Consider the following 18,130-nt stretch of genomic DNA (forward strand, 5'->3'; position numbering starts at 1 on the left):
CCTCGAAGTCACCGGCTCCGGCCAGGAACTCAAGGTCAACGACGCCAACGTCGTCTGCGGCGGCGTCCAGACCGCCAACGCCGTCGTCTACCTCATCGACACCGTCCTCACGCCCCCCGCCGGCTAAGGACCACGCAGACCTCCCTGGTGTCGTCCTCTAACGTGATCCAGGGACTACGGACGGACCCCTCACCCTCGTGGTGGGGGGTCCGTCCTGCATTCCCCCGCGGCCGCTCCTGGGTGGAACGGACAGGACGATCACCTACACTTGGGCTTCCAGACACCCCGCTCCCGAAGGATCGGGAGACCCCTGCCTGTTCGGAGATCGAAGCCTGTGAAGACCCCTGCCCCGCGCCGCACCCGCCACCGACGGGTCGGCGGTGGCGCGCTGGCAGCGTCCGTGGCGGCGGCTCTGCTCCTCACCTCCTGCACCGCGGGCGAGGTCGCTCCCCCGCAACCGTCCGCGACGACGGCGACACAGGCAGCGGAGGCCTCGACCTTCACCTTCGGGACCTCCGCGGACCCGAGGACGCTCGACCCCGCACTCGCCAACGACACCGAGTCCTATCGCGTGACGCAGCAGGTCCTGCAGGGACTCGTCGGTGTCGACCCCCTCACCTCCGGGCCGGCACCGCTGCTGGCCGAGGAGTGGGAGGAGAAGGACAGCGGTCGGGCCTACGAGTTCACCCTTCGGAACGACGTCGTCTTCCATGACGGCGAGCCCTTCGACGCGACGGCCGTCTGCGCCAATTTCGACCGCTGGTACAACCTGCCGGCGAGCGCCCGCTCCGGCACCTCCCGCCTGCCGTTCGAGAACGTGTTCAAGGCCTTCTCCGACCAGCCCGACGTCAGCCTGTACAGGGGCTGCACGGCGACGTCGGACGAGACGGTGGAACTCCGCCTCGCGAGCCGGATCACCGGGCTCGTCCCCGCGCTCGCCGCCCCGGCCTTCGCCATGTCCTCCCCCGCCGCCCTCGAGGCAGGTGCGGCCGACGAGCCGAGCGAATCGGAGGGCGGGACGGCCGTGTCCCGCTACGGCCGGGCGCCCGTCGGGACCGGCCCGTTCCGCTTCGTCTCCTGGGAACCGGGCGCCGTCGAGCTCGCCTTCTTCGACGGGTACTGGGGTGAGCGCGGCGACGTGGACCGTGTGCTGTTCACCACCATCGCCAACCCCGACTCGCGTGCCCGCGCCCTGACCTCGGGACGCATCGACGGGTACGACTTCGTCTCCGTCGACAGCGCCGTGGACCTCGCCCGCAACGGCCTGCAGTTCCTCCAGCGCGACCCGTACTCCGTGCTGTACCTCGGGTTGAACGAGGCGTTCCCGGGCGTCGACGACGTCCTGTTCCGACAGGCCGTCGCGCACGCCATCGACAAGGACTCGCTGATCGACGGACGGTTCCTCGAGGGGACGAAGCCGGCGCGGCACTTCATCCCAGAGAAGCTGGGGGTGGGTACCGACGCGGTCGAGGACTACGGCTACGACGTCGATCGCGCCCGGGAGCTGCTGGAGCAGTCCGGCTACGACGGGCGTGAGCTGCCGTTCTACTACCCGCGCAACGTCTCGCGGGCCTACCTGCCGTCGCCCGAGAAGGCCTACGCGGAGCTCAGCCGCCAGCTGACCGCGGCCGGCTTCAACATCAGGCCCGTGCCGGTCGAGTGGAGCGAGGGCTATGTGGACGCCGTCCAGGCATCCGGTGACCGTGCCTTCCACCTCCTCGGCTGGAGCGGGAGCTACCAGGACCCGGACAACTTCGTCGGCGCACTCTTCGGGAGCTACAGCGACGAGTTCGCCTACGAGGATCCGCAGCTGTTCAGCAAGATCAACCGTGCGCGGGGTCTGCCCGACGGCGAGGACCGGACGGAGGCCTACGCGGATATCAGTGCGCAGGTCTCGGCGCGGCTCCCGGCCGTCCCGCTCGCCTTCCCCATCTCGGCGCTCGCGATGAGCGCCCGCGTCACGACCTACCCCGTCAGCCCCGTGATGAACGAGGTCTTCAACCGGATCGATCTGGCGGACGTCGAGCCCCGGCCCACTCCCTCCGGATGACACACCGGCCGTGCCAGCGGAACGCCTCCGGGGGCTTCCCTGATTTAAATAAGGTCACTGCCAGACGCTAGGCTTTCCCTGCTAGGACCTCGCGACTGGAGACAACGTTGACCACACACAACCAGGGCACACCCGCCACGACAACCGACGTCGTACTGATCGGCGGCGGGATCATGAGCGCGACGCTCGGCGCCTTCCTGCGCCAGCTCCAGCCCGAGTGGGACATCTCCCTGTTCGAACGCCTCGACGCTGCCGGCCTCGAGAGCTCCGACCCCTGGAACAACGCGGGAACCGGACACTCGGCGCTGTGCGAACTGAACTACTCGCCCGCCGGCAAGGACGGTTCCGTGGACCCGGCGAAGGCCGTGGCGATCAACGAGCAGTTCCAGGTCTCGCGCCAGTTCTGGTCGCACATGGTGTCCGAGGGGCACCTGGGCGATCCGAGGAACTTCATCAACGCCGTCCCCCACATGAGTTTCGTCTGGGGCCAGGCCAACGCGGCCTACCTGCGGAAGCGCTACGAGGCGCTGAGCCCGCAGCCGCTGTTCAGCACCATGGAGCACAGCGAGGACCACGACACCATCGCCGGGTGGACGCCGCTCCTGATGAAGGGCCGCAATCCCTCGCAGCCCGTCGCCGCGTCGCGTGTCGAGGGCGGGACCGACGTCGATTTCGGCGGCCTGACCCGCCAGCTCACCGGCTACCTCGAGGGCGCCGGCGTCGATCTGCACTACAGCTTCGACGTGCTCGACGTCGCGCGGGCGACCGACGGCCGGTGGGACGTCAAGGTCCGGAACAGGGCCACGCGCGAGACGAGCACCGTCACCACCAGGTTCGTCTTCATCGGCGCCGGCGGCGGTGCCCTGCACCTCCTGCAGCGCAGCGGCATCCCGGAGGGCAAGGGATTCGCCGGCTTCCCGGTATCGGGCCAGTTCCTGCGCTGCACGGACCAGGAGCTCGTCGCACAGCACAACGCCAAGGTGTACGGGCAGGCGTCGGTGGGTGCTCCCCCGATGTCCGTCCCCCACCTGGACACACGCTTCGTCAAGGGCGAGCGGTCGCTGCTCTTCGGCCCCTACGCCGGTTTCTCCACCAAGTTCCTGAAGCGCGGCTCCTACCTGGACCTCCCCACCTCCATCCGGACCTCCAACCTGGTGCCGATGCTCGCCGTGGCCAAGGACAACATGTCGCTCACCAAGTACCTCGTCACCGAGGTCCTGAAGAACCGCGACGCCAAGAACGAGTCGCTCAACGAGTTCCTCCCGACGGCCGAGGGCGGCAGCTGGGAACTGATCTCCGCGGGCCAGCGGGTGCAGGTCATCAAGAAGGCCCCGAAGAAGGGTGGCGTCCTCCAGTTCGGCACCGAGGTCATCACATCGTCGGACGGTTCCGTGGGAGCACTGCTCGGCGCCTCGCCGGGCGCCTCGACCGCGGCCCCGATCATGGTCGAACTGCTGAAGCGGTGCTTCCCCACCAGGATGGCGGACTGGGAGCCCAAGCTGAAGGAGATGCTGCCCGGGTACGGGGTGCGGCTCAACGAGAACCCGTCCCTCGCCGCCGAGGTGCAGTCGCTCACCGATCAGGTCCTCAAACTCAAGTAGCCACGGCGCCGCCGGCCAGCCAGGCGACCGTCAGCATCGAAGGCAGGTCTCTTGTTCCGTCTGGCACAGCTGTCCCTGGGCAACCGGGCGCTCATCGCGCTCATCACCATCCTCGCTTCGGTCTTCGGCGTCATCACGCTCGGGTCGCTCAAGCAGGAGCTCATCCCGTCGCTCGAGTTCCCGCAGATCACGGTGCTGTCCTCGGCACCGGGCGCCTCGGCCGAGTATCTCGACCAGCAGGTCGGTGAGCCGCTCGAATCCGCACTCAGCGGGGTCGAGGGCCTGGAGTCGTCCTCGTCCACGTCGCGCACGGGTGTCTCGACCGTCAGCCTCGTCTTCGTGTACGGGACGGACCTGGACCGCGCGAGGGCGCAGGTGGACCGGGCGATCTCCACGGTGCGACCCACCCTCCCCGAGGACGTCGAGCCACAGGCGCTCGCCGGCAGTATCAGCGACCTGCCCATCGTCTTCATGGCGGTGTCCTCGGACCAGTCGCTCAGCGAACTCAACGGCGACCTCGCCCGCCTCACCGTCCCGAGACTCCAGAAGATCGAGGGCGTGCGGACCGCGGACGTCTCCGGCGGGACCACCCAGCATGTCGCGATCCTGCCGCGGGCCGGCGCCCTCGAAGCCGCAGGGCTGACCGTCGCCGACCTCACCAGCACGCTGGAGGACAACGGCGCGCTGTTCCCGGTCGGGACCCTCGAGGAGGACCCGCGGTCGCTCACCATCCAGGCCGGCAGCCGGATCGGGTCGCTGGAGGACATCAGCGCCCTGCCGGTGCTGCCCTCGTCCGGCAGCGCACCGTCAGGTCGGGCGACCACGATCGGCGACGTCGCGGACGTCGACCTCGCCGATGACGAGCCGACATCGATCACGCGGACCAACTCGGTGGAGACGCTCGCGCTCGCCGTGACCAAGGTGCCCGACGGCGACACCGTCGAGATCTCCCAGCAGATCGTGGCCCTGGTGCCCGAGCTCGAGGCCGAGCTCGGCAATGCCGCCGACATCACGGTCGTGTTCGACCAGGCGCCCTTCATCGAGCGCAGCATCGACGATCTGACCACGGAGGGCATCCTGGGACTCGGCTTCGCCGTGGTCATCATCCTCGTCTTCCTGCTGTCGGTCCGGTCGACGCTGGTGACGGCCATCTCGATCCCCCTCTCGTTGCTCATCACCTTCATCGGGCTCTACGCCGCGGGCTATTCCCTCAACCTGCTGACGCTCGGCGCCCTGACGATCGCCATCGGCCGCGTGGTGGACGACTCCATCGTCGTGATCGAGAACATCAAGCGGCACCTCGGCTACGGCGAGGAGAAACGGGTCGCGATCCTCACCGCGGTCCGTGAGGTGGCCGGTGCCATCACCGCCTCGACCCTCACCACGGTCGCCGTCTTCGCCCCGATCGGGTTCGTGGGCGGCCTCGCGGGCGAACTCTTCCGGCCTTTCGCCGTCACGACCGGCATCGCCCTCCTGGCATCCCTGGCCGTCGCGCTGACCATCATCCCGGTGCTCGCCTACTGGTTCCTGCCCCGCACGGCGTCGCGCGGCCGGCACGGGGCCCGCCACGATGCCACCGATGCCACCGATGCCACCGACGCCACCGGCGACCCGGCCGCGTCGCATGCCCCCGACCGCCCGTCGTTCCTCCAGCGCGGCTACCTCCCGATCCTCGCCGGCACCCAGCGGCATCCCGTCATCACCCTCGTGAGCGGTGTGGTGGTGCTCGGCGCGACGGCCGCCATGGTGCCGTTCCTCCCGACCAACCTCCTCGGCGGGTCGGGCCAGAACAGCTTCTCCATCACCCAGACCCTTCCCCCGGGGTCGAGCCTCGCGACGACCACGGAGGCAGCCGGCCGCACCGAGGAGATCCTGGCGGACACGCCGGAGGTCCAGGACGTCCAGCTGACCGTGGGCAACGCACAGGGCGGATTCGCGGCCCGGTTCTCGGGTGGCGCCTCCGTGGCGTCGTTCACGGTGATCACCGACGAGGAGGCCGATCAGGAGGACCTGCAGGAGTCGGTGCGCCGGGAGCTCGAGGCGCTCGAGGGTGCCGGGACGTTCTCGCTCTCGAGCCAGCAGGGCGGTTTCGGTACCTCGAGCACCATCGACATCGACATCACGGCCCCGGCGAGTGCCGATCTCGAGTCCGCCAACAGCGCCGTCCTCGATGGCATGCAGGGACTCGAGGGCGCAGGTGAGGTCTCGAGCAACCTGTCGGCCGCGCAGCCGCAGGTGCAGATCGACGTCGACCGGGCGGCTGCCGTGGCGGCGGGACTGAGCGAGGGCCAGATCGCCGGACTCCTCGGTGGCAGCATCAGCCCCGTGCCCGCCGGGTCGGTGCGTTTCGACGCCGACGACTTCCCGGTCCTGATCGGCGAGGGGACGCCCGTCACGAGCCTCGGCCAGTTGCGTGACCTGCAGATACCGACCGCCCGGGGGCCGATCCCGCTGACGGCGGTCGCGTCGGTCGAGGAGGTCCAGGTACCGCTCTCCGTCACGAGTTCCAACGGGGAGCGCACGGCGAGGGTCTCCGTGACGCCGTCCGGCGACGACCTCGGAACCCTCACGGCAGAGGTCACCGAGCGTCTCGACGCCATCGACCTCCCTGCCGGCGCCACCGCCACCATCGGCGGCGCCTCGAGCCAGCAGGCAGAATCCTTCGACCAGCTGTTCCTGGCGCTGTGGGCCGCCGTGGCGATCGTGTACGTCATCATGGTCGCAACCTTCAAGAGCCTCGTGCAGCCCCTGATCCTCCTCGTGTCCATCCCCTTCGCCGCCACGGGCGCGATCGCCCTGCTCCTGATCACGCGGATCCCGCTCGGACTGCCGTCCCTCATCGGCATGCTGATGCTCGTCGGCATCGTCGTCACGAACGCCATCGTGCTGATCGACCTCATCAACCAGTACCGGCGGCCGCAGGACGGGTCCCGCGGCCTGCTGGTCGCGGATGCCATCCGGGAAGGCGCTCGGCAGCGCCTCCGGCCGATCCTCATGACCGCTCTCGCCACGATCTTCGCACTGACGCCGATGGCGCTCGGGCTCACGGGCGAGGGCGGCTTCATCTCGCAGCCCCTGGCCGTCGTCGTGATCGGCGGGCTCGTCTCGTCGACGGCCCTCACGCTCGTCCTGGTACCGGTCCTGTACCGGCTGGTCGAGGGGCGGCGCGAGGAACGGGCCCTGCGCCGGGCGGCGACGCCCGCGGGCTGATCCACCTGCCGCGCAACCGCCGCCGAGCGTATACTAGATGCAAAGACATCTAGTTGCCGGTTCGCCGGCAGGAGGCGGGAAGCAGTCATGGCTGACCAGGTGGACGCCGCGGCGGAGCAGCGGGAGGCGGTGGCGACCGGCGACGACGGAAGCGGCGCCTCCGTGCGGCAGGCCTCCGAGAGCTGGGAATCGCTCTTCCGTGCCCAGGTCGGCGTCATGCGCCGCCTCCGGCAGGATCCGGTGTTCCGGGAACTGCCGATCGGCGAGTACGATGTCCTGTTCAACCTCAGCCGCTGCCCGACCGGATGGACGCGCCTGAACGAGCTGAACCACCACCTGCTCATCAGCCAGCCCAGCCTCAGCCGCATGGTGGACCGCCTCGAGGCCAAGGGGCTCGTGCGGCGCCGGCCCGCCGAGACCGACCAGCGCGGCGTCGAGCTCGCTCTGACGGACGAGGGCCGAGCCCTCCAGCGACGCATCGGCTCCGCCCACGTCCACCGCATCCAGGAGGTGCTCGCGCCCGTCCTCGATCCCGCCGAGATGGCGCAGCTGAAGGCGCTGACCGACAAGATCAACGCCGCGCTGGCCTGATCCCGACGGCGCTCCCCCGGAGCGTGGTCAGCGGAGGAAGTGCCTCTCGCCCGTCCGTTCCAGCGGGAGGTCGTCGACCGTCGCGGTCACCGTCAGGCGGGTCAGCTGCAGCGAGCCGCCGACCGTGGAGAGGAACGCGGTGTCGGTCGCGTCCCTGCCCGTCGCGATGCGGAGCATCGAGGCACGAGGGGCCAGGCCGGTCGCATCCAGGAGGTGCCAGCCGCCGTCGGTCCAGGCCTCGACGACGGCGTGGAAATCCATGGGGCTGAGCCCGGGCGCGTAGACGGACGCCAGCCGCGCCGGGATGTCGCGGGACCTGAGGAGGGCGATCACCAGGTGGGCGTAGTCCCGGCACACCCCCCTCCGGGACAGGAGGGTGTCCACGGCGCCGTCGGTGAAACGGGACGACCCGGGGACGTAGGACAGTTCACCCGACACCCAGTCACGGATACCCTGGACGAGCTCGGCGCCCTGCAGGCGGGGGAAGAGGGCGTACGCCGTCGGGAGGATCCTGTCCGATTCGCAGTACCGGCTGGGTCGCACGTACCGCACCAGGTCGACGTCGTCCCCGGGGGACCGCTCCGAGGTCCCCGTCACGGTGGCCCGGTACTCCACTTCGAGTGATGACGCGTGCGGCGTCGTGAGCAGGTGCAGTCGCGTGCCGTCCCCGGCCTGCCGTTCGCGGACCTCCGCCGGCTGCCCGTCGACCAGGACGGACAGGCGCTCGTCGACCTCGCGGTAGTCCCCGGGGTGTGCGACGGCGATCGACAGGACCACCTCGGTGCCGGCGATCGTCGTGGCACCGAGGTCGGCGGAGACAGTGCGTCGCATGGTTCGTTGCTCCCGGTAGGCGGCGTGATCGCCTCCAACTCTAAGCTGTTGGAGGCGGCGACCCTCGACGCCGGCCGGCATCATCCGGCCGGGCAGGACGCACCAGCACGGAAGGCTCCCCATGAGCAGTTTCACCGCGGACGCGATCGGCGATCTGACGGACAGGCGTGTCATCATCACCGGCGCCAACAGCGGGCTGGGACTGCAGACCGCCGTCGCCCTGGCCCGCAGGGGCGCCGACGTGGTCCTCGCCTGCCGCAACGAACAGCGCGGGCGGGACGCCGAGCAGAAGGTCCGGGCCCTGTCCGGCAGCGAGCGCGTCGGGATGCGCCTCCTCGACCTCGCGAGCCTCGCCTCCGTGCGGGCCTTCGCGGCCGACGTCACGGGTCCCGTCCACATCCTCGTCAACAACGCGGGGGTCATGGCCACGCCGAAGTCCACGACGGCTGACGGCTTCGAACTGCAGTTCGGCACCAACCACCTGGGTCACTTCGCGCTCACCGGCCTCCTGCTGCCGAATCTCCGGGAGGCGGGTCCGGCGCGCGTGGTCACGCTGTCGAGCCTCGCCCACAAGGGCGGACGCATCGACTTCGACGACCTGCAGTCCGAGCGCAGGTACCGCAGGTGGCGCGCCTACGGACAGAGCAAGATCGCGAACCTGTACTTCATGGTCGAGCTCGATCGGCGTGCGCGCGCCGCCGGCTGGGACCTGACCTCCGTGGCCGCCCACCCGGGCCTCGCCGACACCAACCTGACGGCAGGCATGCAGGCGCCCGCCGTGCTCGACGTCCTCGCGGGCTTCTCCAGACTGATGAGCCAGTCCGACGCCGCGGGAGCCCTGCCGACCCTGTACGCGGCAACCGCCGACGATGTCCGCGGCGGCGACTACTACGGGCCCTCCGGCCCGGGCGAGACGCGCGGCGCTCCCCGCCTCGTCGCCCCCGTGGCACGGGTGCTGGACCACGACATCGCCGTGCGGCTCTGGAATCGCAGCGTCGAGCTGACCGGGGTGGACTTCGCGGCCCTGCAGCCCGCCGCCTGACCCTCAGCTAGGCCGCGGGCTCGGCGGCGACTTGCACGGACCGGATCATCTCGCGGATGATCGCGAAGTCCGGCGTGGCGTAGTAGGCCTCGGCCTCCCCGAGGGTGCCGAAGGACACCGTCTGCGGACCGGTGTTCGCCGGTGCCTTCGGCGCCAGCGCCTCGAGGTCGCCGAAGCTGAACCGGCCGAGTGCCTCGCTCCCCTGCACGGTGTTCGGCAGGGAGCAGGCAAGGCCGTCCGCGCCGCCCACCTGGTCCGTGATGCCGTAGGCGCCGAAGAAGCGGAAGCCGGTGATCAGGCGGACCACGAAGCGTGGCTCGATGCCGGTGTCCGCCGGCGGTCCCCCGGTCAGCGCGAGCGGCTCGCTGCCGATCACGTAGTAGGAGGTGCGTTCGGCATCGGGACAGGGCAGTTCCGGCGTCAGGATGCCGGAGTGCAGTTCGGCCGCCGTCGTTCCCTCCGGTGTACGGACGGCATAGTGCAGCGAGTCCGGGGCGTAGGCGCCCGGTGCAGGTTCCAGCGGCTGCACCACCCAGGCCTCCGGCAGTTCGAAGCTCACGAGCCGGCCGGGGTCGGTGAAGATCTTCCAGCCCTCGCGCGCCTCGCGCAGGGGCACCGGCGGCACCGTCGGGGTGGCCGAGGGGGCGTCCGACGACGGCGCAGCGCTTCCGCCCTCCGGGCTCCCGGTGCACGCTGTGAGCAGCAGCGCTGCGAGCGCCCCGCCGGCGACGGCCCGGAGCACGCGCCGCACCGACAGCCGTGCCGCACTACCGTTGTCCATGGCGTCCCTCCCCGGCGGAATCCGGTGCCGCAAGTCTAGGCTCCACGCGCCGCGCCGAGCGATCGCACCGCCTCGACCGACGCGATCACGGCGCGTGCCGCCTCCGCGAGATCCGTCGGCGGGGTGTCCTGTGTCCAGGACAGCCGGACGGCGGAGTGGGCGGTCCCTTCGTCGATCCCGAGTGCCAGCAGCACGGCCGACGGCTCGGACGAACCGGCGGCGCAGGCCGAACCGCTGGAGCAGACGACCCCGCGGCGCTCGAGTTCCAGCAGGACCGCCTCACCGCCGACCCCCGGGAAGCAGAACGAGGCGAGGTTCGGGAGCCGCGCGTCGGGGTCACCCGTGACGAGGGCGCCGGGCACCGCGGCGAGGACGGCGGCGACCAGCGCGTCCTGCGCCGACCGCGATCGGGTGGCCGCGGCCGGCAGGGCGCGCTGCGCGAGGCCGAGCGCTCGCGCCAGCCCGACCGCTCCGGCGACGTTCTCCGTTCCCGAGCGACGGCCGCGCTCCTGGCCGCCGCCGTGCAGGACGGGTTCGCAGGGGGTGCCCGCGCGCAGGTACAGCAGGCCGATGCCTTTCGGGGTGCCCAGCTTGTGGCCCGAGATGCTGAGCGCGGTGACGCCCAGGGAGTCGACGTCGAGGGGAAGCCATCCCGCCGCCTGCACGGCGTCGGTATGGAAGGGGACTCCGGCGTTCCGGCAGACCGCCGCCAGCGCCGGGATGTCCTGGACCGTGCCGACCTCGTTGTTCGCGTACATGACGGTGCACAGCGTCGTCCCGGCTTCGAGCGCGGCCGCCAGCTCCTCCGCGGCGACCCGTCCTGTTCCGGAGACGGGCAGGGTCGTGATGCGGAAGCCGTGGAAGTCCCGGAGGTAGGACAGCGCGTCCAGCACTGCCGGGTGCTCGATGGCGCTGGTGACGATGTGGCGTCCGCGAGGCGCGGCCAGGGCGATGCCCTTGAGCGCGAGATTGTCGGCCTCGGTGCCGCCCGAGGTGAAGATGATCTCCGCGGGACGGCATCCGAGCAGACCCGCGATCCTCGACCGGGCCGCGGCGAAGGCGTTCGCGGCTGCCTCGCCGTAGGCGTGGTGGCTGGACGGATTGCCGAAGGTCGACGTCAGCAGGGGCCACATCTCCTCGAGGACCTCGCGGCGTGCCGGTGCCGTGGCGGCGGCGTCAAGGTACAGCATGGCCGCCGACCGGGGGCTGGTGGACCGGCGGGACGAAGTCCAGGCCGAGATCGAGCGATCGGACGCTGTGGGTGAGTGCCCCTGCGGAGATGATGTCCACGCCGGTGGCGGCGATGGCCGCCACGGTGTCGAGCCGTACGTTGCCGCTCGCCTCGACGAGCGCCCGGCCGGCCACCCGCCGCACTCCCTCCGCGAGGTCCTCGACGGTGAAGTTGTCCAGCATGATCGTGTCGACCTCCGCAGCGAGGACCGGTTCGAGCTGGTCCAGCCCGTCCACCTCGACCTCGACATGCACGGTGTGGGGCAGCCGGGACCTCACCGACCGCAGTGCGGCCGTGAGTGCGGCGGGCCCGTCGACCGCCAGCAGCGCCAGGTGGTTGTCCTTGACCATCACGGCGTCGGACAGACCGGCGCGGTGGTTCGATCCGCCCCCGCAGCGGACGGCCCAGCGTTCCAGGACCCGCAGCCCCGGTGTGGTCTTGCGGGTGTCGACGATGCGGGCACGCGTACCACCCGCGGCGTCGACGAAGGCCCGCGTCATGGTCGCGATCCCGCTCAGGCGCTGCACGATGTTGAGGGCCGTGCGCTCCGCGGTGAGGATGCCGGCCGCGGGCCCGCTGAGGTACGCGATCGTGTCGCCGGTCCCGAACGGCGTGCCGTCGGTCCTCGGGAAGGCGACGTGGATGCGCGGGTCGGTGAGCCTCATCGCCGCCTCGATCGCCGAGGTCCCGCAGAGGATGCCGGGCTCGCGTGCGGTCACGGCCGCCGTCGTCAGCAGATCGGGGTCGATGAGGGACTGGCAGGTCACGTCACCCCACGGCGCGTCCTCGGCGAGGGCCGCCGCGACGATGGCGTCGACCAGGTGCTGCGGTGGCCGCGCCGGCGCTGCGGCGGTGTCCAGCGGGCTGTCGGCGGTCTGCGTCATGGCTGTGTCCCTTCGGGGATTCGGAGGTAGGACCGGCTCGGGGCGGGCCGGCGGAGTGCGGGGTCGGGCTGGTCGGAGCGGTGGTGCGCTCCGCAGGACCCGGGCCGGTCCGAGGCGGCGCGCACGAGCAGCCGCGCGCACAGCAGCAGGTTCGCCGTCTCCGGATCGGTGCCGGCGCGATAGGACGCGAGCTGCTTCGCGGCGACGTCCAGACCGCTGCCCGTCCGCAGGACGCCGGCGTGGTCTGTCATCACTGCCTGGAGCTCGCGGCGCGTCACGGGGTGGGTTCCGGTCTCCGCGTCGAGGTCGAGGACCTCGGCCTCGAAGACCGGCGCCGCGCCGTCTCCGTCGGAGAGCGCCGCCGCGCACCGCGTAGCGAAGACCACGGCCTCGAGGAGGCTGTTGGAGGCCAGCCGGTTGGCGCCGTGCACACCCGTGCGCGCCACCTCACCGACGGCGAAGAGGCCCTGGACGGAGGTGCGCCCGTCCGTGTCCGTCCGCACGCCGCCCATCCAGTAGTGGGCGGCCGGGACCACCGGGACGACGGCGGCGGACCAGTCGTACCCGTGCCGTGCCGTCAGCGCGGTGAGCGACGGGAAGCGCCGGGCGAGGAAGTCGGCACCGAGGGCCGTCGCGTCCAGGTAGACGCACCGTGCCCTGCGGTCACCGGCCGCGGCCCCGGTACGGACGCCCGGGGCGTCGGTGGGCTCCTGGGCGAGGTGGCGCGCGATGCTGCGCGAGACCACGTCCCGCGGCGCGAGGTCGCCGTCGGGGTGGTAGTCCGCCATGAACCGGTGGCCACGGGCATCGACGAGGTGCGCGCCCTCGCCGCGCACGGCCTCCGAGATCAGCGGGTTCCCCGGGACGTCGAGCGCCGTGGGGTGGAACTGGAAGAACTCGAGGTCGGCGACCACCGCGCCGGCCCGCCAGGCCAGCGCCACGCCGTCCCCCGTGGCGATCGCCGGGTTCGTCGTGTGGTCGAAGAGCTGTCCGGCCCCGCCGGTCGCCAGCACCACGGCGGAGGCCGCGATCGGGCGCCGGATGCCGTCCTGCAGCACCTCGACGCCGGCGGCACGCGGCGGTCCCCCGGCGCCGTCGAGCAGTATCCGCTCGACGAAGGCGTTCTCGAGGACCCGGATCGCCGGGTCCCGGCGCACCGCCGCCGTGAGGGAGGCGATGAGCCCTGCGCCGGTCGCATCGCCGCCGAGGTGGAGGATCCGTGCCGCGGAGTGAGCCGCCTCGCGGCCCAGTGCGGGCGACGACGCGTCGTGCGGCGCGGCGTCGAAGACCACCCCGGCCCGCTGCAGGGCGTCGATCCCCTCGGCTGCGCCCCGGCAGAGGACTTCGACCGCCTCCGGGTCCGCCAGCCCGGCGCCGGCCGCGAGGGTGTCCGCGATGTGTGCCTCCACCGAGTCGCGACGGCCGCCGGCCGGTCCGGACGGGCGGCCGGACGCTCCGTGCCCGGCCGCGAGCACCGCGGCGATGCCGCCCTGCGCGTAGCCCGTGTTGCCGGAGCCGAGCGCGGCTTTGGAGACCAGCACGACGTCGGACCGGGGGTCGAGCCGCCGCACGGCGAGTGCCGTCTGCAAACCGGCGATGCCGGAGCCCACGATCACCACGCGGAGCGGCCCCCGGGTGGCCTCCGGCTCCTCCCGCACGCGTCCGGAGGTCACGGGCGGACCGCGAGCATCCGGTTCAGGGCCACGCGTGCCGGCCCGGCGACGCTCTCCGGCACGGTGATGCGGTTCGGCACGCGTCCTTCGACGAGGCCCTCCAGCACCCAGGCCAGGTAGCCGGGGTGGATGCGGTACATCGTCGAGCAGGGGCAGATGACGGGATCGAGGCAGAAGATGGTGTGCTGCGGGTACTGCGCGGCGAGCCGGTTCACCATGTTGATCTCCGTCCCGACGGCGAAGGTGCTGCCCGGTGCGGCTGCATCGATCGCCTTCCGGATGTAGTCGGTCGAGCCCGCCTCGTCGGCGGCGTCGACGACGGGCATCGGGCACTCGGGATGCACGATCACGCGCACTCCGGGGTGTTCCGCCCTCGCCTTCTCGATCTGGGCCACGGTGAAGCGCTTGTGGACCGAGCAGAACCCGTGCCACAGGATCACCCGGGAGTCGCGGAGTGTCTGCTCGTCCGTGCCGCCCCACGCCTTGCGGGGATTCCACAGGGGCATCCGCTCGAGCGGGACGCCCATCGCCTTGGCGGTGTTGCGGCCGAGGTGCTGGTCGGGGAAGAACAGCACGCGCTGCCCCCGCTCGAACGCCCACTCGAGCACGGCAGCCGCGTTCGACGACGTGCAGACGATCCCGCCGTGTTCTCCGCAGAATCCCTTCAGCGCCGCGGAGGAGTTCATGTACGTCACGGGGATCACGGGCCGCCGGCCGTCCGCGTCGGGCTCCGATCCGAAGAGCGCGGTCAGCTGGTCCCAGCACTCCGTCACCGAGTCGATGTCCGCCATGTCCGCCATGGAGCACCCCGCCGCGAGGTTGGGCAGGATCACGGCCTGCTCCGGCGTCGACAGCATGTCCGCGGTCTCCGCCATGAAGTGGACACCGCAGAAGACGATGGCCTCCGCGGCACTGCGCTCGGTGGCTGCGCGGGCGAGCTGGTAGCTGTCGCCGACGAAGTCCGCGTACTTCACCACCTCGTCGCGCTGGTAGAAGTGGCCCAGGACGACGACGGACTCCCCCAGCGTCTCCTTGGCGGCGAGGATCCTCCGATCGAGGTCGTCGGCGGAAGCGGTCCGGTACTCCTCCGGCAGCTCACCCTGGCGCGGGGTCGTGGGAGGGACCGGGTCGTGCATGGAAGCACCGGGGCCGTAGTCGGGCAGAGGGAGAGCGTCGAAGACCCACGGATCACGCGCCAGGTCGGGTGTGCAGGTGGTCGCGGGCGCAGGGAATCCTGCCTCGCCTCGCGAGATGAGCTGGATGGCGGTGGAAACGGACACGTGCTTCTCCCTCGATGGGCCGGCGCCGGGCTGGGCGGCGGACTGGGGTCGTGGACGGGGTGGGTTGCAGGGCTCGAGGTGCATCGCCCGGGGCCGGGCGTCGGACCCGTCTAGGACGGAGGCCGTCCGGCGTGCGGCCCGGTGTACCTGTACAGGCGCGGCGGCCGGTTGCGCCCGCCCTGGAGCACCTCGTCCGTGGCGGCGATGTCCTTCGCGGAGCGGAGCTGTCGCCGGAAGTTCGCCGGATCGAGGTGCCGTCCGAGCACCGCCTCGTAGACGCCGCGCAACTGCGCCAGCGTGAAACGGTCACCGAGGAAGTGGTAGGCGACCGATCCGTACTCGATCTTGCCGCGGAGCCGTTCGAGGGCGTAGGCGACGATCTCGTCGTGGTCGAACGCGAGCCCGACGACGTCGGAGGCCCGGAACCACCGCACGTTCTCCGATTCCTGCGCCAGATCGGCCTGGTCCGGGCGCACGAGCGCCCAGTAGACGATCGACACCAGGCGCTGCGTCGCCGAACGATCGAGCCCGCCGAAGGCGTAGAGCTGCTCGAGGTAGGTCGGCTCGAGCCCCGTGGTGTCCCGCAGGTTCCGTGCCGCGGCGTCCTGCAGGGACTCGCGGCCGTCGAGCGGGCCGCCCGGCAGCGCCCAGCGCCCGAGGTGCGGCTGGCGGATACGTCGGACGAGCGGGAGCCAGATCTCCGATCGGTCCGAGGCCGCATCCGTCCGGAGCGCGAAGATGACGGTCGAGATGGCGAGGGAGGGCGCCTGGGCCTGCCGTTCCGAGACGTTGGCGGAGCTGTACATGACCGGCCTTCCGCCTGGGTGATCGTCGACGCCTTGTTAGAGTCAGGATGACTATAACTCATGGCAGGCAGCCGACGGTCATGGTCCGTCGAGGAGTTCTGGACGGGGAGCCTCAGTCAGCGGGTTGCCACCGCTCCCGAAAGTGTCTAAAGTCACAGTCGTCGGTCCGCAGGGGCCGCGCGGCGGAGATGTGTTCAAGGACGCACATATCTCTGCCGCCCTTACGATGGGGTCATGGACCACCATTCCGTTCACGACGTCGAGGGTATCGATCCCCGCCTGGCCATCACCCGCAGCGACGCGGACACTCCCCGAGCGTTGCCCCCGATCCTCCTGCTGCACGGGTTCGGCTCCTCGTCGCGGCAGAACTGGGTGGAGACCGGCTGGGTCCGCTTCCTGAACGACGCCGGCCGCTCCGTGGTCATGGTGGACCTCCCGGGACACGGTGATAGCGCGGCGCCGGACGACGCCGGCGCCTACGCACCCAGCCGCATGCGCGCCGACATCCTGCAGGCGCTCTTCGACGAACGCATCACCCCCCTCCGGGAGGACGACCCCGCCTCCGGCGTCGATCTGCTCGGCTACTCCCTGGGATCCCGCCTCGCCTGGGAGTTCGGCGCGACGCAGCCCGAGCTCGTGCGCAGGATGGTGCTCGGGGGGCCCGGCAGCGACGACCCTCTCGCCGCATTCGACCTCGAGGGAGCCGAGCGCCACCTCGCCGGGGGGCCCGCCCCGCAGGACGCGACGACGGCGGACCTCCTCCGGATGGCCCAGGCGGGGTCCGGCAACGATCTGCCCTCGCTCCTTGCCATGGTCTCGGCCATCAAGACGGAACCCTTCGACCCCCGGGGCGCCGTCCCGAAGATGCCCCTGCTCCTCGTCGCCGGGGACCAGGACGACTACGCCGGCGGTATCGGCGACCTCGCCGACTGGGCCCCGTTCGCCGAGACGGCGACCCTGCCCGGCAGGAGCCACTCGAACGCCATCACCTCGCGACTGTTCAAGGATGCAGCCCTCGCATTCCTCTCCTGAGAGCCGGACCGGGCTCCGGCGGTGCGCGCGTCGCTGCCCGTGCAGGAGCGCGGCCGGTATACTCGGAACTGATCAGCAGCCTTATGGTGGGGCTCGGCGATGATCCACAATTCCAATCTGCTGCGGGAGGACACCCATGGATGTGCTCCTTGCTGACCGGTACCAGACCATGGAACTCCTCGGCGTCGGCGGAGCCGCGTCGGTCTACCGGGCCGTCGACCGGAACCTCGGACGCGACGTCGCCATCAAGATCTTCAATCCGACGACGGCGGACGACGACAACTACCGGCGCCAGCACACGGAAACGATGCTGCTGTCGACCCTCAACCACCCGGGCCTCGTGACGCTGCACGACGCAGGCATCCACGAGGACGACACGGGACGGACCACCGGCTTCCTCGTGATGGAACTCGTCGACGGCGAGGACCTCCGGCACCTGCTCAAGCGCGGCGCCCTCCCAGCGGAGGACGTGGCCCAGCTCGGCGCGGACCTCGCCGATGCACTGGCCTACATCCACTCCGAGGGCGTGGTGCACCGGGACGTGAAACCGGCGAACATCCTCATGTTCCACAGCGGGGACAACGCGACCCGCCTGTACGCCAAGCTGACGGATTTCGGCATCGCACGGATGGTGGAGGCCACCATGGCGACCGCCGCGGGAGCCACGATCGGCACCGCCAACTACCTCAGCCCGGAACAGGCCGAGGGCGGTCCGCTGGACGAGCGCAGTGACATCTACTCGCTGGGGCTCGTCCTCCTCGAGTGCCTGACGGGAGTGAAGGCCTTCCCCGGACCCGTGGTCGAGGCTGCCCTCGCTCGGCTGCTGCGGGATCCCGAGGTGCCGGATTCGCTCGGACCGGACTGGAGCGCCCTGCTGCGGAGGATGACATCGAGGAATCCCTCGGCCAGGCCGTACGCGCACGACGTGGCACTGCAGCTGCGGAACTATGCCGACGAGCACCTCGGAGCCCCGGGGCCGGCGGCCGGAGCCGCCAGGCCCGTGCTGTCCGCCTCCGGCTCCCCCGAGGCGGAGAGCGTCACCGGCGGAGTCTTCACGGGTAACGTCCGGATTCCCGAACCGCCCGATCGGGCCCCCAGCATCCGGTGACGCCCGGGCG

At 71.1% G+C, this 18,130-nt stretch carries 15 protein-coding genes; 8 read left to right on the forward strand and 7 right to left on the reverse strand.

Annotated elements, in window-relative coordinates:
• The 5 genes from ACX80U_RS15435 to ACX80U_RS15455 all read left to right on the forward strand — a co-directional run.
• The coding region (locus ACX80U_RS15435) for a fasciclin domain-containing protein (protein ID WP_459269122.1) at positions 1–127 on the forward strand (127 nt) is incomplete at its 5' end.
• A gap of 207 nt (positions 128–334) precedes the next feature.
• Positions 335–2,050, forward strand: coding sequence for an ABC transporter substrate-binding protein (locus tag ACX80U_RS15440; protein WP_459269068.1), 1,716 nt, complete (start codon positions 335–337; stop codon positions 2,048–2,050).
• A 107-nt stretch (positions 2,051–2,157) separates the two neighbouring features.
• Positions 2,158–3,651: a malate:quinone oxidoreductase gene (locus ACX80U_RS15445; protein ID WP_459269069.1), complete on the forward strand. Its 1,494-nt coding sequence runs from the start codon at positions 2,158–2,160 to the stop codon at positions 3,649–3,651.
• A 51-nt stretch (positions 3,652–3,702) separates the two neighbouring features.
• A complete protein-coding gene (locus ACX80U_RS15450; RefSeq protein ID WP_459269070.1) occupies positions 3,703–6,861 on the forward strand; it encodes an efflux RND transporter permease subunit in 3,159 nt (1,052 codons plus the stop codon).
• Positions 6,862–6,948: 87 nt separating this feature from the next.
• Entirely contained in the window at positions 6,949–7,452 is a 504-nt protein-coding gene (locus ACX80U_RS15455; RefSeq protein ID WP_133080797.1) for a MarR family transcriptional regulator, read from the forward strand.
• A gap of 27 nt (positions 7,453–7,479) precedes the next feature.
• Here the strand turns inward: ACX80U_RS15455 and ACX80U_RS15460 are convergent, their stop codons facing one another.
• Positions 7,480–8,283, reverse strand: a complete 804-nt coding sequence (locus ACX80U_RS15460; protein ID WP_459269071.1) for a transglutaminase-like domain-containing protein — start codon at positions 8,281–8,283, stop codon at positions 7,480–7,482.
• Positions 8,284–8,404: 121 nt separating this feature from the next.
• Here ACX80U_RS15460 and ACX80U_RS15465 point away from each other — a divergent pair, with 121 nt between their 5' ends.
• Entirely contained in the window at positions 8,405–9,325 is a 921-nt protein-coding gene (locus ACX80U_RS15465) for an oxidoreductase (RefSeq protein ID WP_459269072.1), read from the forward strand.
• Between the two features lie 7 nt (positions 9,326–9,332).
• On the opposite strand, the gene ACX80U_RS15470 is transcribed toward ACX80U_RS15465, so the two are convergent.
• From ACX80U_RS15470 to ACX80U_RS15495, 6 genes are all read right to left on the reverse strand, one after another.
• Positions 9,333–10,106 carry a hypothetical protein gene (locus tag ACX80U_RS15470; protein ID WP_459269073.1) on the reverse strand — a complete coding sequence of 258 codons (774 nt, stop codon included), beginning with the start codon at positions 10,104–10,106 and terminating at the stop codon, positions 9,333–9,335.
• Positions 10,107–10,141: 35 nt separating this feature from the next.
• The gene (locus ACX80U_RS15475; protein WP_133080801.1) at positions 10,142–11,296 is read right to left on the reverse strand and encodes an aminotransferase class V-fold PLP-dependent enzyme; all 1,155 of its coding nucleotides are present in this window, start codon (positions 11,294–11,296) and stop codon (positions 10,142–10,144) included.
• Complete coding sequence (gene nadC / locus ACX80U_RS15480) at positions 11,283–12,221, reverse strand: carboxylating nicotinate-nucleotide diphosphorylase (protein ID WP_459269074.1); 939 nt, start codon at positions 12,219–12,221, stop codon at positions 11,283–11,285. Before nadC ends, ACX80U_RS15475 begins: the two co-directional genes overlap by 14 nt.
• Positions 12,218–13,894 carry an L-aspartate oxidase gene (gene nadB / locus ACX80U_RS15485; RefSeq protein WP_459269075.1) on the reverse strand — a complete coding sequence of 559 codons (1,677 nt, stop codon included), beginning with the start codon at positions 13,892–13,894 and terminating at the stop codon, positions 12,218–12,220. Before nadB ends, nadC begins: the two co-directional genes overlap by 4 nt.
• A complete protein-coding gene (gene nadA, locus ACX80U_RS15490) occupies positions 13,891–15,174 on the reverse strand; it encodes a quinolinate synthase NadA (protein ID WP_459269076.1) in 1,284 nt (427 codons plus the stop codon). The genes nadB and nadA overlap by 4 nt, the downstream gene beginning before the upstream one ends.
• Before the next feature lie 110 nt (positions 15,175–15,284).
• Complete coding sequence (locus ACX80U_RS15495; protein ID WP_459269077.1) at positions 15,285–15,980, reverse strand: NUDIX hydrolase; 696 nt, start codon at positions 15,978–15,980, stop codon at positions 15,285–15,287.
• A 234-nt stretch (positions 15,981–16,214) separates the two neighbouring features.
• Here ACX80U_RS15495 and ACX80U_RS15500 point away from each other — a divergent pair, with 234 nt between their 5' ends.
• Together ACX80U_RS15500 and ACX80U_RS15505 are read left to right on the forward strand one after the other, a co-directional pair.
• Positions 16,215–17,012 (forward strand): alpha/beta fold hydrolase, encoded by a 798-nt coding sequence (locus tag ACX80U_RS15500; protein WP_459269078.1) that lies wholly within the window; start codon positions 16,215–16,217, stop codon positions 17,010–17,012.
• A 136-nt stretch (positions 17,013–17,148) separates the two neighbouring features.
• Positions 17,149–18,120 (forward strand): serine/threonine-protein kinase, encoded by a 972-nt coding sequence (locus ACX80U_RS15505; RefSeq protein WP_459269079.1) that lies wholly within the window; start codon positions 17,149–17,151, stop codon positions 18,118–18,120.
• Positions 18,121–18,130: the final 10 nt, after the last annotated feature.

This window comes from Arthrobacter sp. TmT3-37, from assembly GCF_054510835.1.

What these genes read in the sequence shown, in the direction of transcription:
- ACX80U_RS15505 (WP_459269079.1), top strand. Translation starts at nt 17,149, where the DNA reads ATGGATGTGCTCCTTGCTGACCGGTACCAGACCATGGAACTCCTCGGC.
- ACX80U_RS15460 (WP_459269071.1), bottom strand. Translation starts at nt 8,283, where the DNA reads ATGCGACGCACTGTCTCCGCCGACCTCGGTGCCACGACGATCGCCGGC.
- ACX80U_RS15465 (WP_459269072.1), top strand. Translation starts at nt 8,405, where the DNA reads ATGAGCAGTTTCACCGCGGACGCGATCGGCGATCTGACGGACAGGCGT.
- ACX80U_RS15470 (WP_459269073.1), bottom strand. Translation starts at nt 10,106, where the DNA reads ATGGACAACGGTAGTGCGGCACGGCTGTCGGTGCGGCGCGTGCTCCGG.
- nadC (WP_459269074.1), bottom strand. Translation starts at nt 12,221, where the DNA reads ATGACGCAGACCGCCGACAGCCCGCTGGACACCGCCGCAGCGCCGGCG.
- ACX80U_RS15495 (WP_459269077.1), bottom strand. Translation starts at nt 15,980, where the DNA reads ATGTACAGCTCCGCCAACGTCTCGGAACGGCAGGCCCAGGCGCCCTCC.
- ACX80U_RS15455 (WP_133080797.1), top strand. Translation starts at nt 6,949, where the DNA reads ATGGCTGACCAGGTGGACGCCGCGGCGGAGCAGCGGGAGGCGGTGGCG.
- ACX80U_RS15500 (WP_459269078.1), top strand. Translation starts at nt 16,215, where the DNA reads ATGGACCACCATTCCGTTCACGACGTCGAGGGTATCGATCCCCGCCTG.
- ACX80U_RS15475 (WP_133080801.1), bottom strand. Translation starts at nt 11,296, where the DNA reads ATGCTGTACCTTGACGCCGCCGCCACGGCACCGGCACGCCGCGAGGTC.